The organism is Nostoc sp. NMS7 (assembly GCF_017115085.1).
GTDB lineage: Bacteria > Cyanobacteriota > Cyanobacteriia > Cyanobacteriales > Nostocaceae > Nostoc.
Genome location: NZ_JABXKJ010000206.1, coordinates 23,900 through 40,862 on the forward strand (window position 1 = coordinate 23,900; position 16,963 = coordinate 40,862).

16 protein-coding genes are annotated in these 16,963 nt (G+C 42.4%); 3 read left to right on the plus strand and 13 right to left on the minus strand.

Annotated elements, in window-relative coordinates; translation table 11 throughout:
- Window positions 1–23: 23 nt before the first annotated feature.
- From HWQ38_RS23275 to typA, 3 genes are all read right to left on the minus strand, one after another.
- Window positions 24–1,232, minus strand: a complete 1,209-nt coding sequence (locus tag HWQ38_RS23275) for a hypothetical protein (RefSeq protein WP_292798325.1) — start codon at window positions 1,230–1,232, stop codon at window positions 24–26.
- Window positions 1,233–1,296: 64 nt separating this feature from the next.
- Window positions 1,297–2,010 (minus strand): hypothetical protein, encoded by a 714-nt coding sequence (locus HWQ38_RS23280; protein ID WP_292798327.1) that lies wholly within the window; start codon window positions 2,008–2,010, stop codon window positions 1,297–1,299.
- A 290-nt stretch (window positions 2,011–2,300) separates the two neighbouring features.
- A complete protein-coding gene (gene typA / locus HWQ38_RS23285) occupies window positions 2,301–4,091 on the minus strand; it encodes a translational GTPase TypA (protein ID WP_292798329.1) in 1,791 nt (596 codons plus the stop codon).
- 506 nt (window positions 4,092–4,597) lie between these two features.
- On the opposite strand from typA, the gene HWQ38_RS23290 reads away from it, so the two are divergent.
- From HWQ38_RS23290 to HWQ38_RS23300, 3 genes are all read left to right on the plus strand, one after another.
- Window positions 4,598–5,185 carry a type II toxin-antitoxin system antitoxin SocA domain-containing protein gene (locus HWQ38_RS23290; protein WP_292798331.1) on the plus strand — a complete coding sequence of 196 codons (588 nt, stop codon included), beginning with the start codon at window positions 4,598–4,600 and terminating at the stop codon, window positions 5,183–5,185.
- Window positions 5,157–5,351, plus strand: a complete 195-nt coding sequence (locus HWQ38_RS23295) for a hypothetical protein (protein ID WP_292798333.1) — start codon at window positions 5,157–5,159, stop codon at window positions 5,349–5,351. The genes HWQ38_RS23290 and HWQ38_RS23295 overlap by 29 nt, the downstream gene beginning before the upstream one ends.
- Before the next feature lie 436 nt (window positions 5,352–5,787).
- On the plus strand, window positions 5,788–6,840 hold the full coding sequence (locus HWQ38_RS23300; RefSeq protein ID WP_292798335.1) for a hemerythrin domain-containing protein: 1,053 nt from the start codon (window positions 5,788–5,790) through the stop codon (window positions 6,838–6,840).
- Between the two features lie 81 nt (window positions 6,841–6,921).
- Here the strand turns inward: HWQ38_RS23300 and HWQ38_RS23305 are convergent, their stop codons facing one another.
- The 10 genes from HWQ38_RS23305 to HWQ38_RS23350 all read right to left on the minus strand — a co-directional run bounded on the left by HWQ38_RS23305 (window position 6,922) and on the right by HWQ38_RS23350 (window position 16,695).
- Window positions 6,922–8,106 carry a M20 family metallopeptidase gene (locus HWQ38_RS23305; protein ID WP_292798337.1) on the minus strand — a complete coding sequence of 395 codons (1,185 nt, stop codon included), beginning with the start codon at window positions 8,104–8,106 and terminating at the stop codon, window positions 6,922–6,924.
- A gap of 144 nt (window positions 8,107–8,250) precedes the next feature.
- Window positions 8,251–8,814, minus strand: coding sequence for a pentapeptide repeat-containing protein (locus HWQ38_RS23310; RefSeq protein WP_292798339.1), 564 nt, complete (start codon window positions 8,812–8,814; stop codon window positions 8,251–8,253).
- A gap of 334 nt (window positions 8,815–9,148) precedes the next feature.
- Window positions 9,149–10,909 (minus strand): serine/threonine-protein kinase, encoded by a 1,761-nt coding sequence (locus HWQ38_RS23315; protein ID WP_292798341.1) that lies wholly within the window; start codon window positions 10,907–10,909, stop codon window positions 9,149–9,151.
- Window positions 10,910–11,032: 123 nt separating this feature from the next.
- Window positions 11,033–11,221, minus strand: a complete 189-nt coding sequence (gene rpsU / locus HWQ38_RS23320; RefSeq protein WP_012407716.1) for a 30S ribosomal protein S21 — start codon at window positions 11,219–11,221, stop codon at window positions 11,033–11,035.
- A 232-nt stretch (window positions 11,222–11,453) separates the two neighbouring features.
- Complete coding sequence (locus HWQ38_RS23325; protein WP_292798343.1) at window positions 11,454–11,774, minus strand: RNA-binding protein; 321 nt, start codon at window positions 11,772–11,774, stop codon at window positions 11,454–11,456.
- A 391-nt stretch (window positions 11,775–12,165) separates the two neighbouring features.
- A complete protein-coding gene (locus tag HWQ38_RS23330; protein ID WP_292798345.1) occupies window positions 12,166–12,666 on the minus strand; it encodes a hypothetical protein in 501 nt (166 codons plus the stop codon).
- A 7-nt stretch (window positions 12,667–12,673) separates the two neighbouring features.
- Window positions 12,674–13,237 (minus strand): hypothetical protein, encoded by a 564-nt coding sequence (locus HWQ38_RS23335; RefSeq protein ID WP_292798347.1) that lies wholly within the window; start codon window positions 13,235–13,237, stop codon window positions 12,674–12,676.
- A 279-nt stretch (window positions 13,238–13,516) separates the two neighbouring features.
- Window positions 13,517–14,611: a hybrid sensor histidine kinase/response regulator gene (locus HWQ38_RS23340; RefSeq protein WP_292798349.1), complete on the minus strand. Its 1,095-nt coding sequence runs from the start codon at window positions 14,609–14,611 to the stop codon at window positions 13,517–13,519.
- 296 nt (window positions 14,612–14,907) lie between these two features.
- Window positions 14,908–15,684 (minus strand): group II intron maturase-specific domain-containing protein, encoded by a 777-nt coding sequence (locus HWQ38_RS23345; RefSeq protein ID WP_366933337.1) that lies wholly within the window; start codon window positions 15,682–15,684, stop codon window positions 14,908–14,910.
- A gap of 42 nt (window positions 15,685–15,726) precedes the next feature.
- Window positions 15,727–16,695 (minus strand): reverse transcriptase domain-containing protein, encoded by a 969-nt coding sequence (locus HWQ38_RS23350; protein WP_292798351.1) that lies wholly within the window; start codon window positions 16,693–16,695, stop codon window positions 15,727–15,729.
- Window positions 16,696–16,963: the final 268 nt, after the last annotated feature.

Below are 16,963 nucleotides of genomic sequence, written 5' to 3' on the forward strand. Positions count from 1 at the left end.
ACAATGCGATCGTAGACTGGTTACTAGCGGGGGTTAGACTTCCTTCTTTTGTTGGAAGTTGCAGGATTACCAGAAACTTCACCAGTTTTTAGCTCAGAGGCGGTAGGTTCTTGCTCATTAACTAATTGTGCTTGCCCATCCACAACGAGCTTATCCGTTTGTACCTCTTCAAGAACTTCTTCAGAAATAGCTGACTTCTCTACTTCAACATCTTCGATAATTTCTTCTTGACTAGCTAAAAGCCCTGCATACTTAATTCTTTCTAAGCCCACCTGAAATCCAGTATAGTCGTCAATCATTTTATTCATATCAATATCAAGCTTGTAATCACGACGCAAATTTTGAATTTCGCTCTTAGTTGCTTCAATTTCCTTAATTGACTCATTCTGTATATTGTTCTCTAAAATTCCCTCAATTTCATCAAATAGAATAACGCCATCCTCACGTTTTGCAGAAATAGGATGACGTGCAATAAAGTCCTTCTTTAGACGATCTATTTTTTGAGACAATCTTTCTCTAGTCAATTTCTGCTGGGCACTGTGCTGCATGACATTCAACTTCTTAAACAAAATTTTGAAGTTCTGCTCAAAAACTCGTAGTGCATGGATTTCACGTTCATTCAGTGAATTTCGTTCTCGTGGCCACTCATTCACTACTCGAATAACATTCCGAGCAAAGCCAGCCTTACTAATTTCCAAGTCAGGAAAGTCTTTTAGAGTTTGTTCTATAACATCAAGAATAGTTTTACCAGCCATATTGCTTGATATTAAATCTTCAGTCAAGAATAAAAGCTCCGCTTCTTCTATTTCAAGAAACTCTTGCAAAAAAAGCTTTATTGCTTTGATGCAAATTGGCAAGGGAATAATATCCTCTATTTCAAGTTGTGCAGTTACATTGTCAGTTATAAAACAGAACTCTTCTTTAAGATCAGCAAGTTGAAGAATAAACTTCTCTTTAAGCAAAGGTCTTCTATGTTGACCTCCTCCTTTACCTAATAAATGCTTCTTAGCTTCATTGCCACTCTGATCACTATCTAATAAAACGATGGCTGCAATTTCATCAGCGTGCCTTCCACAAGCTAAATAGACCATGTAAGGAGTTTGTGAGGCTCCTCCTGAATCAACAATCGTAATTTGGTTTAAATCTAAAGTTTCTAAATTAGATACACCATTTGCTCGAAGATATATTGCGGCTCCTGCAATGAGGATTTGATCACCAATACCTTCGACCATTAAATTACAATTACCAATGAAAACTGTTTCGCCTATGTGAGGCCCAATCGAAGACCTTAGAGGTTCATAACGGCTCTGGGTTACTAAAACTGACTTCATCAAGTGCTGACATAATTGACTTGATCGCCTTAACTGCTTCATGATCAAGTTCTTCCCTATTTTCATTGCTAAAAAGGCGAACTTTAGTAATTAATTCTGGATTATCACTAAAAACATCCAGTTCATCTACTATTTTGTTTCTTTGTTTTTGATCCAAAAATTCAAATTTTGTACCATCTAAATAATTATCTTGACCCAATTGAACTAATTTCTTAATAGGAACGCTTGAAGGAAGCGCAATACTAGACTCAATTCTAAATGTTCTAGGAAGTAATTTTTCTAACTCAATAACCTGTTTTTCATTAATTTGGTATGGTGTGTACACTCCTTTTTCAGGTAAATAGATCGTTAAACTATCAACATTATTGCGAAATATGAAAAAATTCTTAATAATAGTATTCCGATGAATTTCTGGAATAATTTTTTTTAAGCTGTCCTGTTCAGACTTATCGAGTTCAGCCCACTCAGAACCAAAATCAGGATATTTTAATTCATTCTGTTTAACTGTGAAAAAAGGAGAATAGCGGCAGAAATCACTCCGCTCAATATATTTGCCGGATATAGCCTTTTCAATAGCACTTAACAAGTGAGACTTTCCAGATTCATTTGCACCAACAATTGTTGTAATTTTGGGATCAATGGAAACTTGAATATATGGGTAATAAGTATCACCTATCATTTCCCAATGTTTAGGTTTTCTATTCTCTTGTTTTCTCAGGAAGTCGTCATTGAAGGATTTATAGAAGCGAATGAAGACTGTCTTGAGATGCATGGGGTAAAATTTGATAGTACTATTGTGCTATTTGCGTAGCTGGCTCAGTTATAACAGTAGTTTGTGAGACATGTCATTACGCAATCAATAAAAATTTAATAGATCAGGCTGCTGCATCATGCATCTGATCCAATCTAAATAACAAATTAAAAAGCCCGCAGTGCGGGCTTTCTAAATCAATTAAGTTATTGCTTTACTTAACGTTTCGCCAACTTCTTCGACATCTTCCGCAGACGAATCGATTGGGGTGTAACTTCCACCAATTCATCGGAACCAATGTATTCCAAAGCACGCTCTAGGCTCATGTCTATCGGTGCTTGTAGTTGCACTAGTTCTTCACTACCAGCAGCCCGGTGGTTAGTTAACTGCTTGGTCTTACAGATATTTAGTTCCAAATCTTGGGAACGATTGTGTTCTCCCACAATCATGCCTCTGTAAACCTTTGTGCCGGGAATAATAAAGAATGCTCCTCTATCTTCAGCATTTCTCATGGCGTAGAAGGTAGAAACGCCTTCTTCAAAGGAGATTAAAACGCCTTTGTTACGGGCTTCAATGTCGCCACTGAGTTGACGGTAGTCTAAGAAGCTGTGGTTCATGATGCCTTCGCCACGAGTCATCCGCATGAACTCACCCCGGAAACCAATCAAACCACGGGCGGGAATCACAAACTCTAGCTGAGTGCGATCGCCACTACCGGGTTGCATATCTTGCATTTCGCCTTTGCGTTGTCCCAAGCGTTCAATACAGCTACCCACACCATCAGCAGGAATGTCTAACACCAAAAGTTCAAAGGGTTCGCAAGGTTGACCGTTGATTTCGCGGTAAATTACCTGTGGCTGAGATACCTGAAACTCGAAGCCTTCCCGACGCATGGTTTCAATTAAGATACCTAAGTGGAGTTCTCCACGACCGGAAACTAGGAATTTATCGGGAGAATCGGTTTCTTCGACACGCAAAGCAACGTTGGTTTCAAGTTCGCGGAATAGGCGATCGCGTATTTGTCTTGATGTTACCAACTTACCTTCTTGACCTGCAAAGGGCGAATCATTTACCCAGAAGGCCATTTGCAAGGTTGGTTCATCCACTTTAATTAGTGGTAAAGCTTGCGGATCATTGGGGTCAGTAATCGTTTCCCCAATATAAGCATCAGCGAAACCAGCCACCGCGACAATATAACCTGCGGTTGCTTCTTCCATCTCTACGCGCTTTAGTCCATCAAAGCCCATCAATTTGGTAATTTTACCCTTGACAATAGTACCATCTTCTGTTACTAAAGCTGCTTGCTGTCCTGAGCGGATAGTACCGTTGTGAATTCTGCCAATGACAATCCGGCCCAGATATTCAGAATAATCCAGGGTTGTCACTTGCAATTGTAGAGGCTTAGTGCTGTCGCCTACTGGGGGTGGAACGTGTTGCAGAATCGCATTAAACAGGGGTTGCATATCTACGGATTCTGCTTCCAAGCTTTCTTTGGCGAAACCTGCCATCCCGGAGGCAAACAGATAGGTAAAATCACACTGGTCTTCATCTGCCCCTAATTCCAAGAACAGATCCAAGACTTTATCAACAGCAACGTGGGGGTCAGCTTGACCACGGTCGATTTTGTTGATAATTACGATGGGGCGCAGCCCTTTTTCCAAAGCTTTTTTGAGTACAAACCGGGTTTGGGGCATGGGGCCTTCGTTGGCATCGACAATCAGAAGACATCCGTCAACCATGCCGAGTACGCGTTCAACTTCGCCACCAAAGTCAGCGTGTCCAGGAGTATCAACAATATTGATTAGCGTTTCTTTGTAGCGAACTGCTGTATTTTTGGACAGAATAGTAATACCCCGTTCCCGTTCTAGGGCGTTGGAGTCCATAACGCAATCCGGAACGTCTTCGCCTTCGCGGAAAATGCCGGATTGTTTGAGGAGTGCGTCAACCAGGGTGGTTTTGCCGTGGTCAACGTGGGCGATAATGGCGACGTTGCGAATTGGGAGCGTCATAGAAGCTTTTGGTGAACTCTAGAGGGGGTTTTGAGATTTACATTTTAATGCTAGGCTGATTTAACAGAATTAAGTATGATTAGCAAACTCTGTAAAGAACCTTTAATAATTCTAGCGTAATCGTCACAATTGCGGTGAGGTTTATCAAGGCGGCATTGCGATCGCCTGAGTATATGTCCCCGTAAAAAGGGTTCGGAAATATTTGGACTTGATGTTGGGTTTCACTTCCCTTCGGGTGTCTACGTTCTACCCAACCTAGGAATGATTAAATTTCATAGCCTTTTTGTGGTGTTCTGTATTTAAGTACTTGACCAAACTAAAAATGAAGGGTGAAGATAAGTAGGGGAAACGGGGGGAGAATTAACCGTAAGGTTGATGTAGTGGATTAGTAGACTGATTTTAAATAGTAAAAATGTACTAATTCAATAAATTTAAACTAAAATATGTGTAAGTGACCATTAAAAATAGCTAAGATAGTTAACCAGTCTTAATTTGCGAGTCTGATTATGATTGATTGTCTAAATGTGGCTCGCTACTTCATTATCAGAGCTTACGAAGACAGTATAGAAGCAGAAATGACCAATATGAAGGTTCAAAAGCTTCTGTATTACGCGCAAAGCTTACATTTGGCGATGTATGATCAGCCATTGTTTGAAGAAGAAATACAAGCATGGCGCTATGGCCCTGTTTGTCCTCCGGCTTACAGGTTTTACAGTGAATTTGAAGCTAAACAATTACCTATTCCTAGTCAAGAATTACTGTTAGAGATGGCTGAGGATAAGAGACAGCTTCTAGAAGAAGTATGGGAATATTTTGGTGGCTACCATGCTTATCAACTTAGTGGTATGACCCACTTGGAGTTTCCTTGGAAAAAGGCGCGTAAAGGTTTGCTACCTGAAGCTAGCTCAACTAAGCCAATTCTTCTTGAAGATTTGAAAGCATTGGGACATCAGAAACTAGACCAAATAGAACTTGACCATCCTGCTTATCAATTCGTAATGCGGGAAATTTTAAAGGGCGCTTGTACTTCGGAACCATCAACTCGTATTCGTCAAGGAGAAGTGCATGACTGGCTCAACTCCGTTCTCGATTGAAAAATCCGATAATTTCAACCGTTCTTTCAAAAAACTCGCAAAAGCCTACAGGTCGGATTTTGTTGAGTGTGTCGCAAAAGTTTTGGAAGATTTAATTGAAGATCAATATCCCATCAATTCTCGTAACGAACCTTTACCTGGAAAGATTGAATTACCTCAAGGATAGTCATTTCACAAGCTGGAGTTGAAGGTATCTAAAGGCGCTTCAGGACAAATTAGATTAATGTATTTAGTCAATACAACTGATTGTGTAATCAAGCTTGTGTGGATTTATAGCCATGAGCAATTTGCAAAACGCCCTACTGAGGTGGATTTAAAGAGCGTTTTTAAGGAAATTTTAGATTATTAATATTTAATTCTTTAGATTTATCAAAAATATCTAATTATATAAAACTAGAATTAAAAATTAATCGGCCTGGGGATAGAATACAAATTTAAATTTATATCTATATAAAGGTAGAAAAACAGAGTTTGTAACGAAAAGTTATGTTTATCTACCCAGAGTTGTGAGTGCGATCGCTCAAAAGAAAGAGGCATATACCTAACTTCTATGTCAAGGTTATATAAGTTAAGAATTATGAACACTGCCGAGGAGAACACGGATGGTAACTACTTTAGATGATACGAAACGCAATGCTATTGCTGTAAAATTGGCAAGTATCAAAGCGCTTCAACAGTTGGTAATTGAAAATGAGAAATTGCTTTTGAAAGAAGGACTTGATGCCGAAATTGCTGATCGCATTCGGAATTTCCTCAATGATGATGAAAAAAATCTTGGTGTTCTGGAAACTGTAATTGGTCAGTATGGCATTCAGGCTGAACCCAAAAAAACTGTTACACAATTCATTGAAAAAGCTGGCGAATTGTTTAAAGGTTCCGAGTTGAGCCTGTATGAAAAAGTATCTCAGCATGAATTGCTCAAACATCAACTAGTAATGAGTGGCTTGATAGTTCACAAGGCTGCTCAAAAAGTTGGTGCTGACATTTTGCTAGCGATCGCACCTTTGAATACGATAAACTTTGAGAATCGCGCTCACCAAGAGCAACTCAAAGGTATTCTGGAGGTTCTAGGTGTCCGCGAACTCACTGGACAAGATGCAGATCAAGGAATTTGGGCACGAGTCCAGGATGCTGTGGCCGCAGTCAGTGGTGTGGTAGGTAGTGCTGTTACCCAAACCAGTGACAAGAAGGATCTAAATATCCAAGATGTTATCCGCCTCGATCACGGAAAGGTAAATACCCTGTTCACGGAACTGCTGCAAAGCAATGATCCCCAAAAGATCCAAGAATATTTTGGTCAAATTTACAAAGATTTAACTGCCCATTCGGAAGCTGAGGAGGAAGTAGTCTATCCAAGAGTACGTCCTTTCTACGGTCAAGAAAACACCCAAGAACTGTTTGATGAACAAGCTCATGCGAAGCTGGCGTTAGAGGAAATTAAGGCTCTTAGCCCATCTTCACCCCAATTCAAAGATAAAGCCAAAGAGTTGTTGGCTAAACTTGGGGATCATATTCGTCAAGAAGAAACCACAATGTTTGCTGCCATTCGCAACAACTTGACCACTGAGCAAAGTGAACAACTTGCTACTGAATTCAAAGCTGCTAAGACCCGGATTCAACAAAAACTGGGTGTTGTTACCGAAGCGAAAGTATAGGATGCTTTCGGGCTTTCGATATCCCCTAAAAAAGATTAGTTAAACAAAAACTCCCAGTAGATAAGTGCTGGGAGTTTTTATTTACAAATTTTGCTGACAGTATTTATAAGCGGTGTATGCCAGAGTTACAACCCCGGTGATAATCGCAGATTCATCGACTTCAAATTGGGGATGATGTAATGGGTGGTTAATGATTCTTTCTTTGTAGCCTACACCCAAGCGAAACATAGAACCGGGGGCGTGTTCCAAATACATCGAAAAATCTTCCGACCCAAGGGAAGGTTCGGGTAAGACTTGGACGCGATCGCAACTCCAAGCTTCTTCTGCGGCTGATTGTAACAATTGCGTTAGGACGTAATCATTTTGGACGCTGGGTACACCCTGGCGATAATTGACTTCATACTTTGCCCCGTAGGTATCACAGAGATTAGATACAATATTTTCAATCCAGTTTGGGAGATGGGCACGGGTTTCGGGATGGAGCGATCGCACGGTTCCCAATAACTGCACTTTATCCGCAATTATATTCGGCGCTCTACCACCATTAATTTTCCCGATGCTCAATACTACAGGACGCAAGGGATTTTGGGTGCGGCTGATCGCTTGTTGCAGTGCAGTAATAATTTGGCAAGCAATCCAAATTGCATCAATCGCCTCATGGGGACGCGCCCCATGCCCAGATTCTCCGATAATCAGAATTTCTAAATCATCGGCAGCCGCTGTCAATGCCCCGTAACGCACGCCAATAGAACCTGCGGGTATAGAAGGGAAAACATGAACCCCTAATAAAGCTGAGACATTTTCCATTGCCCCATCTTTCACCATCCAGCTTGCGCCTTGGGCAATTTCCTCGGCGGGCTGAAATAAAAACCGCACTTTCCCACCCAAATCCTTTGCCACTTGAGACAGCACCATTGCCGTTCCTAACCCGACTGTAGTATGGACATCATGACCGCAAGCGTGCATAATACCATCTGCGCGAGAAGCATATTCCAAATTGGTGCCCTCTTGAATTGGCAAGGCATCCATATCAGTGCGAATTGCCAATAAACGGTCATTTTGGCTAGTGCCTTGCAGTTCTCCAATCACGCCGATTTTGCCGACTCCCTCTTGGACGTGCAGCCCACTGGAAGACAGAACACCAGCTACGAAGGCTGCTGTTTGGTACTCCTGACCGCTAAGTTCTGGGTGAGAGTGGATGTGGCGGCGAATTTCAATTAAGCGGGGTGCTAGGTTTGCTGCTAAGTCTTTAATACGGGTAAGCATTGACTAAATTAATCTCCAGGCTTTTTTCCCATGATAAAGAATTGTTAACAAAGAAAATGCTTTTGCCATACTACAACGAGAGTTGAGAACAAGCAAAGGTGGAGGGGGAGATGGGGGAGATGAGGAGAATAAGCAATGCCCAGTTTATTTGGTATAACAGGTTGTGCCTCGGGTATTCTCGGGTTTAAACTCGTTACATTCTCTGGGATTTTGACGCTCTAACGACCAGTCATAAGCTGTGTCGGGGGTGACGACACCATTCGCCAGAGTTGTTAGTCGGAAGTTAGCCCCCCGAAAATTGGTAAACTCCAAATTGGCATTTTTTAAGTTTGCTGCTTCTAAATTGGCGCTGATTAAACCGGCATAAGACAGATCGGCATTTTCCAGGGATGCTGATTTCAAATTTGCTCCTGTTAAGGAAGCACCACTGAGATTTGCCGAATTCAAAATAGCACTTTCTAAATTGGCACCGGTGAGATCGGCATTCGTGAGATTAGCTTGAGATAATGTAGCGCTGCTCAAGTCAGCCCCTCGCAAATTTGCTCCACTTAGATTCAGTTTACTTAGGTCAGCACCACTCAAATTACACCGAGGACAGGTACTTGTTGCCTTCAATTGATCCAAGTCTAGCTGATTTAATGCAAGGCTCGGCTGTGCAAACCCGAAACAAGCTAACAAGGCGACGGTAGCGACAATCTTGAGTTTCATATTTTTTACAGATATCCACAATTTGACAAATTACGCACATTGCGTACTGTCATACTTACATATACCACTTCTCTAAGGAAGAACAGGGATGAAGCATTGATTAAGAATGTGTAAAAATACTATGAATTCTAATGGTAAAACTACTCAAACCGAAATCTAGGCTATAGAATCGGTTTGTAGGCAAGTATACCGAACCAATTATAGACTACCAAATATGTGATCCCCCTAGCTCGATAAAAATCCGACTAGGGGGATCTTGTTTTTGGGCAATTGATTAATTACGAATTACGTTAGCGCAGCGTTAACGAGTCATCGAGCGTCATTACGAATTATTTTAACGCCATCCCAAAAGGCGCAATCCAGGGACAATTAGGTAGTAACTCACTCCTAACCAGAAGCTGACAAAGAAGCCCATAGAACCAAAAAAAATCAGAGGCTTGTATAACTCCGGCCAGCCTGGAAGACTTGAAAATTGCAAGATAGCAGGTGCTAACTTCAAAAGAATTAAAAGTGCATAGCCGATCGCACTACCAAAGGCAGCCAACACAGCGTACACTATATGATGGCTGCGAAGACCTAAACTCAAGGTGAGTAGGGAAACTGCCACTAAAATCACTGCTACTAAGCCTTCACCGCTATCTTTTGGGGTGATTAATTGCAAAATCAACCAGCCGAAACCATAGCTAACTATACCCATCAGCGACGCCACTAAAAAGCGCCGCCGTTGACCAAAACACCCGGATACTGTCAGTCCCCATGCGGTTCCCCAGCCTGCGGCGACGAACACCAAAATATCTGCCCCAAAGTGGGGTTGAGCATTTGGCACTAATTCGTTTAGCTGACTCCCAAGAAATTCCACAACCCGATGCCCCAAGCTGGTGCGATAGGCCAAAATAAAACCAGCGATCGCACCAAAACAAGCGCCGATACTACTCAGGATTATCGCCCAAATCGTCGCCAAACAAGCTTGGAAAATTTTGATGATTGCCTGAGCGATGAAAATAACGGTTTTAGTTACAGCTTGGCTAAAGTTAGCTAAAACTCGTTCAATAGCTAACTTTAGCAGTGTAAATCTCTGGTAAGCTTGCGTTGAGGCTTGCTTAACGTTGTCTCGCAGTTGGGCAAACAACCCTGGCGGCGGTAATGATTGAGAAATCTTCGCCAACCGTTTTTGAATTATCGCTGCATTTGCCGGACGCGATCGCACATCCGCCTCTACCATCTCATCTAGCAAATCTGCTAATTGGGGGTTGACATTTATCGTAGTTCGCCACTGTAATTTACCCGTTTGCTGATCTTCCAACTCTAGCGGGTATTTGCCTGTTAGTAGTTCAATTACCGTTCGACCGAGGGCATAAAAATCAGCACTTGGCCTGACAATCCCGCCAGTCACTTGTTCTGGTGGACTGTAGCCAGAAGAAAATAATCGGGTGGAACTAGACTGAGAACGCAGCTTAGAGGGGCTAAATTGTTTTGCCCCGCCAAAATCAATTAGTACCAGGCGATCGCCCTCTGTTTGCCCTTGAGATGGGGTTACAGTTTGCGAAGAGGTGCCTAGCATTAAATTAGAAGGTTTGATATCCCGGTGAATAATCTGACGTTTGTGTAATTCCTGTAAAATTTCTATAGCTTGGGCAAACCAGTTTAAAACCAAATCCTCTGGACATCCTTGGGGAAACTTTTTTAATATCTCCTCTAAAGTCCGCCCATTAATTTTTTCCATTACCAGACAAGGCAGTTGGTGCGGTTTAGGATTAAACAGCTTTACCTGAAAATATCCATCGGCATCGACTGTGGGGACACCCGGATGCTGCAAGTTAGATAAAACCGCCGCCTCTTGGGTAAATAATTCCAGTGCCTTTGGTGAATCTTCTACCAACACTTTCAGTACTTTCTCGGTTTGAGTTTTTTCATCCCAAACCGTGTAGATTTGAGCAAATCCTCCCGACCCCAAGGGCTGAAGTGGAACATAGCGGTCTAACAGCTCTAGCGGTGCGCCACAGCTGTTGCAAAATTTGTTTCCCCAAGGCTGAGGATAAGGACGTTGACAATCAGGATTTATGCAGTGAACCGCCCTCTGAGTGATGTGGGACACAACCGCTACAATACAAAGGCTGACTTGATTTTAGCGTTTCTTTAGGTTTCCTGATTTTAAAATAGGCAAAACGAATGCCCTCATAAAAGCTATGAGGGCATTCGTTTATATTTATGTCAGTCCTTAATTACGAAAACTTCTCTTACTCTGTCTGTGCTTGGCAACTTCTTTGCGCTTACGTTTTTCTAGGGGCGTTTCAAAATGACGATGCTTTCTCATGTCTGGAAAAATTCCAGCCTTGGAAACTTCTCGCTTAAATCGTCGTAAGGCTGACTCAATGTGTTCATTGTCACCTACAATTACTTGGGTCATTATCTCTCCTACTAAGTTGACTTAATCAATGGGTATGCAGTTAGTAACAGTGCCAGGACTTACGCAAACAATAGCCGAAACCCTAATTTTGAGGTAGGGGCAATACCCTGCGGTCAGCTAAAGCTACATGAATTGCCCCTACCTCATCTAGTTTTGCGTAAGTCCTAAGTGCAAAAAAAAGACAGACTCCTTGTCTGACTTAAGACTCTAGGTAAATTTTTTTTTTCCAAAGTTAGTAGCGGGAGCGTCCACCGCCGCCACCACCATATCCGCCTCGATTACCACCAAACGAACCTCTATCACCTCTGTCTTCCTTGGGTTTAGCCTTATTCACTTTCAGGTCACGACCCATCCACTCAGCACCGTCGAGAGCTTCAATAGCAGCTGCTTCTTCAGCGTCAGTTCCCATTTCCACAAAAGCAAAGCCTCGCGGACGGCCTGTTTCACGGTCAGTGGGTACTTGAACTCGCTTTACAGTACCATATTCTGCAAAAATACCACTTAAATCCTCTTGTGTAACGTCATAAGAGAGGTTACCTACATAAATTGACATCGATTATCTCCAAAATCATCACTGTGTAGAGATTTTAATTTCTCTGAGAAGTCTGTAAATACTAAAAGGAAAAAGCCCTTCAATACTAAAACCAAAGACATCACCGAATTAACTCTCCTAATCTAGGATGACATAGGAGCTAACTCTCTGCATCCAGTGGTTAGTTAACCAGTGATGCGATCGCGTAGATGCGATCGCCCGCCCCTACTTACCCTAAGTACAGCCCACCGCAAAAAAGGGTTGGAAATGGAAAAAGATAAATTCTGTAGGGTGATAAAGCAAATCAGACATACAGGGGCGCATCTTTAATATCCGAATTGAAAGTTTAACTGCATTAACCATGAAGCATTACTTCCAAATTTTAATATGAAAGGCAAAGTCAGGCAACAATTCAAAATTCAAAATTCAAATGCTGTTCATCACCTTTCCAAGCCGTTTCCAATTCGGCTTTGACAACTTGAGCAGCCTGATCTTTGCCCAGTGCCTGCAAACTTGCTTGCAAGCCAAATAGAGAACGCCCATTATGGGGATATTTTTTTAGATCAGCACGAAAGACTTTCTCGGCCTCTCTATAGTCGCCCTTAGCCAAAAGCACAGCGCCCAAAGATTCCCGCGGGGGAAAATACCAGTCTAGTGGTTCCACGTAATTGAGGGTATCTTCTAGTGCAACCGCTTTTTCTAGTAATTGAATAGCAGACTCATAATTATGCTTTCCTCTAGCAATTTTGGCATCTAGAACTTTTGAGGCAATGTCTAAAATGCGACTGGTGGGACTGAATCCAATGGTTGCTTCGGTGGAAATTACCTGTTTGGCGGCCAGTAATGCCCGACTTTCGCTTGCTGCATCTTCAAGTTTGTCGGTGGCTGCGATCGCCTGCTTATTTGCCTGCATTGCCCCTTCATAATCTCCCACACGAAAATAAATATGGGAAGGCAGATCCAATCAAGCTTTCAGCGTAAAGCATCGCCGCGTCCAAATCATCAGGATAGCGCTTGACTAGGGTTGCCATTGCTTTTGCGTAGTAAAGCGCTAGTTGATACAAGTCCGCATCGGGATCTTGGGAGTAACGTTTTGCTAAGGCGGTAATGTAGTCTTGTTCTTGGGTAGAAAGTGCCAAAGCTTGTTGTACCGCTTGGTAAGCAGCTAATTCCTGGTTGGGGTCTATTTCTAAGTTAATATTAGGCCCCAGAGCTAGAGCAATACCCCAATATGCGATCGCTAGATGTGGATCAAGTTTGGCAGTGTATTGAAAAGAACGCACCGCCTCATCATGATTGAAAGCGTAAATCAAATTTAATCCCTGATCGAAAAACTCTTGCGCTTGGGGATTAGAAGTAGAAACTGGATGGTGAATTGTGCCAAGTCCAGATATTAAAGTGTAGGGCTGTTTTACTTGAGCGATCGCTGCACTAGGAGCGACTAAAGAGAGTATAAGCACCCAAACTAGAAATAAGTACTTCATTGTCTATATTCTTTTTCATCACCGAGGCGATCACTTGTGTATGCATAAAAAACCTTTTGGCAGAATAACTGGCAGAAAGAGGCGAGGGTTTCTGCATTCTTCTGTCATATTTTTACTTATAGCCGATTACACAACAAAGATGTAAGGGGAAACATACTGGCATTGCAGTCTGGGGTCAAATTTGCTGCTGGTTACTGCTTTTAGGGCTAAAAGTAGCGAAGACACATTTTACTCCCACACAAAGTTTGAAAACCTTGCTGTGAATATGAATCCCTACTTTTAGTTTTCACCAGCTACAGGTAGACGTATAGTGAATGTACTACCTTTGCCTGGTTCAGATGTCACATTGATTGTGCCTTGATGTGCTTCAATAATGCAGCGAGATAGATATAGTCCCAAACCACTACCAGAACGCTGGTGTTTACCTTGGCGAAATCGCTCGAATAATATTGTCTGGTCTTGTTTAGAAATTCCCGATCCCGTATCTTGGATATCAATAGTCACAGCTACCGGAGTGAGATAGCAGCGAATATATACAGAACCTTTGTCTGTAAATTTGATCGCATTGCCGATAAGATTTGTCAAAACTCGCCGCAGTTCTACGCGATCGCCCATGATGCTGATTACAGTTTTACCTGTATCAAGGTTTACAACCAATTCTTTTTCTTCAGCTAAAGGAGTTAATTCTTGGGAAACTTCACTAACTAATTCTTGAATATTGCAGCGAGAAATTTTTAAGGTTTTACAGCCTGCTTCATGACGATAAACTTCTAACAAGGTATTTACCATTTCCAGCAGGTCTTGATTACTGCCAATCATGGTATCAATTATTTCTTCCAATTGTGGCGAAACTTCGCAAAACCTGCCTGACAGCAATAATTTTAATACGCGGTTGGAGGCTACTAGAGGTATGCGTAAATCGTGAGTAAAACGCGAGACAAAATCTGCCCGGAGGTTAGCCATCTGATCTCGTTCGTCGATACTATGCTTGAGGCGCAGGAGCGATCGCACTCGTGCATGTAGTTCATCAGGATCGAATGGTTTACGAATAAAGTCATCTGCACCCGCATCAAGTCCTTCAACAACGCTAGACTCATAGTGAGCCGTGAGCAGCAAAATGGGGATAAATGGCAACGCCTGATTCTGTCGGATGCGTCGAGTGAATTCATAGCCATCTATCTCCGGCATCATCACATCTAAGAGAATTAAGTCTGGCGGCGACTCCTCAACCATACTCAGAGCAATTTTGCTATCTTCCACCAAGTTAATCTCATAGTCCTCATCTTCTAGGACTGCTTCTAAGACTAGTAAATTGTCAAAAACATCATCGACAACGAGAATTTTATCTTTTTTGACACTTTTAGTTAAAGACATGGCTAAATAAAAAAGAAGTGCTTGGCTATCCCTAGCAAATCTAGTAATAGCTTACTTCACTAGCGCTGAGATTATTAAGGATTTGTATTTTCCTTTAAAGTTTCCTGAGTTAAATATCTGACTATTATACGTAATTGCACTGCATTCGTTTTTAACAAATGTACTAATTAATATTACTTTTTCATAAGTACCTTAGTCCGATATTAAACTCAACGAGGTTGTCACCAACCCCGTTGGTCTTCAAAACCGGACGTGAGATTTTCACCTCATCCGGCTCCTCAATGGTTTGGTGCTTGTCACGCATACCTCATTACCCATTTATCCGCGACTTTTTCAAGTTTTCTAGTGGGCTTAGGCTCGGCACTATTGCAACCGGATTTTGTGCCAGGACTGCCATCATTGGCTGTCTTTGTGTCGTGGCAATGTCGGTGAAGAAGTTGAAGATTTTTATACTCATCCTTTCCACCTTTTGATTTTGGGATGGTGTGGTCAACTTCCATCACATCGTTTTCACGGAAGAACAAACCGCAGTGAGTACATTTCCCTTTTTGCCTTTTCAGGAGTAGTGCTACTCTGGTTGGCATTTCGGGGTTTTTACCCATTCTTGAACTCCAATAAACCAGATTTCCGTCGTATGGTGACGATTCGCCTTTAACTTTCACATGACGCACTATCGGGGTGTTGGCATGATTTATTAACCGAAGTGGGGTTAAACCTTCCTTCCTGGTTGCGAATACCCAGTTATCACCGCCTATGGATTGCCAATACCTTTTTGACACCCATTCCCCATTCTTTTTGGGGTGGCGGCGTTTTGCCCAAGCTCTTAACTTTTGGTACGTGAGGTCATCGATATCTGAGTAAGCAACCTTACTTACCACAGTCGCATAGTAGTTAGCCCATCCCCTAATAATTGGGTTTAACTGGCTGATTAGCGCCGCTTGCGGTGCTGCCTTATGAGCTTCAATAACACTGGCGATTTGTTCGTAATGTACCTTTTGCTTCTGCTTGTTTGGGGTGATGATTGTCTTAAAACCTTGCTTTGAATGATACTTTCCTACGGGAAATTGTTGTATCGTAAAACCAAGAAAGTTAAATCCTGGTTTTTCTTGCTCATGCTAGTTGAGGGTGTGAGCAAGCCTCGTTTTGCTTGGTTTTAATTCCAAACCCATGCTATTCAACCATTCAGAGATTATCTCTCTGCACCTTTGGACAACGGTTAAGTCTTCGTGGAGAATTACGAAGTCATCGGCATATCGGATTAAACTTAGGCTTCTACGGTTATCCCGTTTACTTGATCCGTTTTTTCTAGGTAAGGTATCGGCGAATTGTTTAATCCGTTCTTCCATTCCGTGCAAGGCTATATTTGCTAGTAACGGGGAAATGACCCCGCCCTGTGGCGTACCTTGAGATGTGGGAAACAACTGCTTACCGTCCATCACCCCCGCTTTTAACCATGCTCGAATTTGTCGGCGAATGGTGGGGGATGTATTTAATTTTCTTAGCAGTGCTTCCTGGTTGATGCGGTCAAAACATTTTGATATGTCGGCATCTAGCAAGAATTTAGGTTTAGCCCTAATTGCCAGAAAAATTGCTTCAATCGCATCTTGGCATGAGCGTCCGGTTCTGAACCCGTATGAGTTAGGCTCAAATCGCGCTTCCCATTCTGGCTCTAGTGCCAGTTTGACCAGCGCTTGCAAGGCTCGGTCTTTCATTGTAGGTATTCCCAGAGGTCGCTTCTCTTCCGTTCCAGGCTTAGGAATCCATACCCGCCTAGTTGGGCTGACCTTTGTACCCAGGTTTAAGTTACCAGTGAGTTCTACACGTTGCTTTGGAGTTAGCGATTTAACGCCGTCTACGCCAGCCGTCTTTTTCCCCTGGTTGTCCTGGGTAACTCTACGAACCGCTAAAGCTCTTGCTGACCATGACTTCATCAGCGTCTTTTGGAGTCTGCGATATGCTTTCACATCACCACGGGCAGAGGCTTGATAAATTCTCTTTTGGAGCTTATACACGCTACGTTCTAGCTTTCGCCAGTTAATAGAGTGCCATTCCACCATCAGTTTTTGAGACTCTGTATTAGACATATATACTCATTACTTGAGTCTTTATCATCCAAATCACCGTAAGTCTGTCTGCATATTCTGGGCATTACCCCAGACATTCGCTTTTGACTTAATCTCCCCTACTCGCTGCATACGGTTAGCACCTACTCAGGGATTCGACCACCTGAGAACAGTCGAGAGGTTATCTCGTTCCGAATGACCATACTGTGTACTTTTAGAGTGATGCTATTCGCCGGGTTTATAGGAAGTGCTTGTTGGTCAATAGATAACTTGCCAACTCCATATCCTG

What these genes read in the sequence shown, in the direction of transcription:
- HWQ38_RS23275 (WP_292798325.1), bottom strand. Translation starts at nt 1,232, where the DNA reads ATGGTCGAAGGTATTGGTGATCAAATCCTCATTGCAGGAGCCGCAATA.
- HWQ38_RS23280 (WP_292798327.1), bottom strand. Translation starts at nt 2,010, where the DNA reads ATGATAGGTGATACTTATTACCCATATATTCAAGTTTCCATTGATCCC.
- typA (WP_292798329.1), bottom strand. Translation starts at nt 4,091, where the DNA reads ATGACGCTCCCAATTCGCAACGTCGCCATTATCGCCCACGTTGACCAC.
- HWQ38_RS23290 (WP_292798331.1), top strand. Translation starts at nt 4,598, where the DNA reads ATGATTGATTGTCTAAATGTGGCTCGCTACTTCATTATCAGAGCTTAC.
- HWQ38_RS23295 (WP_292798333.1), top strand. Translation starts at nt 5,157, where the DNA reads ATGACTGGCTCAACTCCGTTCTCGATTGAAAAATCCGATAATTTCAAC.
- HWQ38_RS23300 (WP_292798335.1), top strand. Translation starts at nt 5,788, where the DNA reads ATGGTAACTACTTTAGATGATACGAAACGCAATGCTATTGCTGTAAAA.
- HWQ38_RS23305 (WP_292798337.1), bottom strand. Translation starts at nt 8,106, where the DNA reads ATGCTTACCCGTATTAAAGACTTAGCAGCAAACCTAGCACCCCGCTTA.
- HWQ38_RS23310 (WP_292798339.1), bottom strand. Translation starts at nt 8,814, where the DNA reads ATGAAACTCAAGATTGTCGCTACCGTCGCCTTGTTAGCTTGTTTCGGG.
- rpsU (WP_012407716.1), bottom strand. Translation starts at nt 11,221, where the DNA reads ATGACCCAAGTAATTGTAGGTGACAATGAACACATTGAGTCAGCCTTA.
- HWQ38_RS23325 (WP_292798343.1), bottom strand. Translation starts at nt 11,774, where the DNA reads ATGTCAATTTATGTAGGTAACCTCTCTTATGACGTTACACAAGAGGAT.
- HWQ38_RS23330 (WP_292798345.1), bottom strand. Translation starts at nt 12,666, where the DNA reads ATGCAGGCAAATAAGCAGGCGATCGCAGCCACCGACAAACTTGAAGAT.
- HWQ38_RS23335 (WP_292798347.1), bottom strand. Translation starts at nt 13,237, where the DNA reads ATGAAGTACTTATTTCTAGTTTGGGTGCTTATACTCTCTTTAGTCGCT.
- HWQ38_RS23340 (WP_292798349.1), bottom strand. Translation starts at nt 14,611, where the DNA reads ATGTCTTTAACTAAAAGTGTCAAAAAAGATAAAATTCTCGTTGTCGAT.
- HWQ38_RS23350 (WP_292798351.1), bottom strand. Translation starts at nt 16,695, where the DNA reads ATGTCTAATACAGAGTCTCAAAAACTGATGGTGGAATGGCACTCTATT.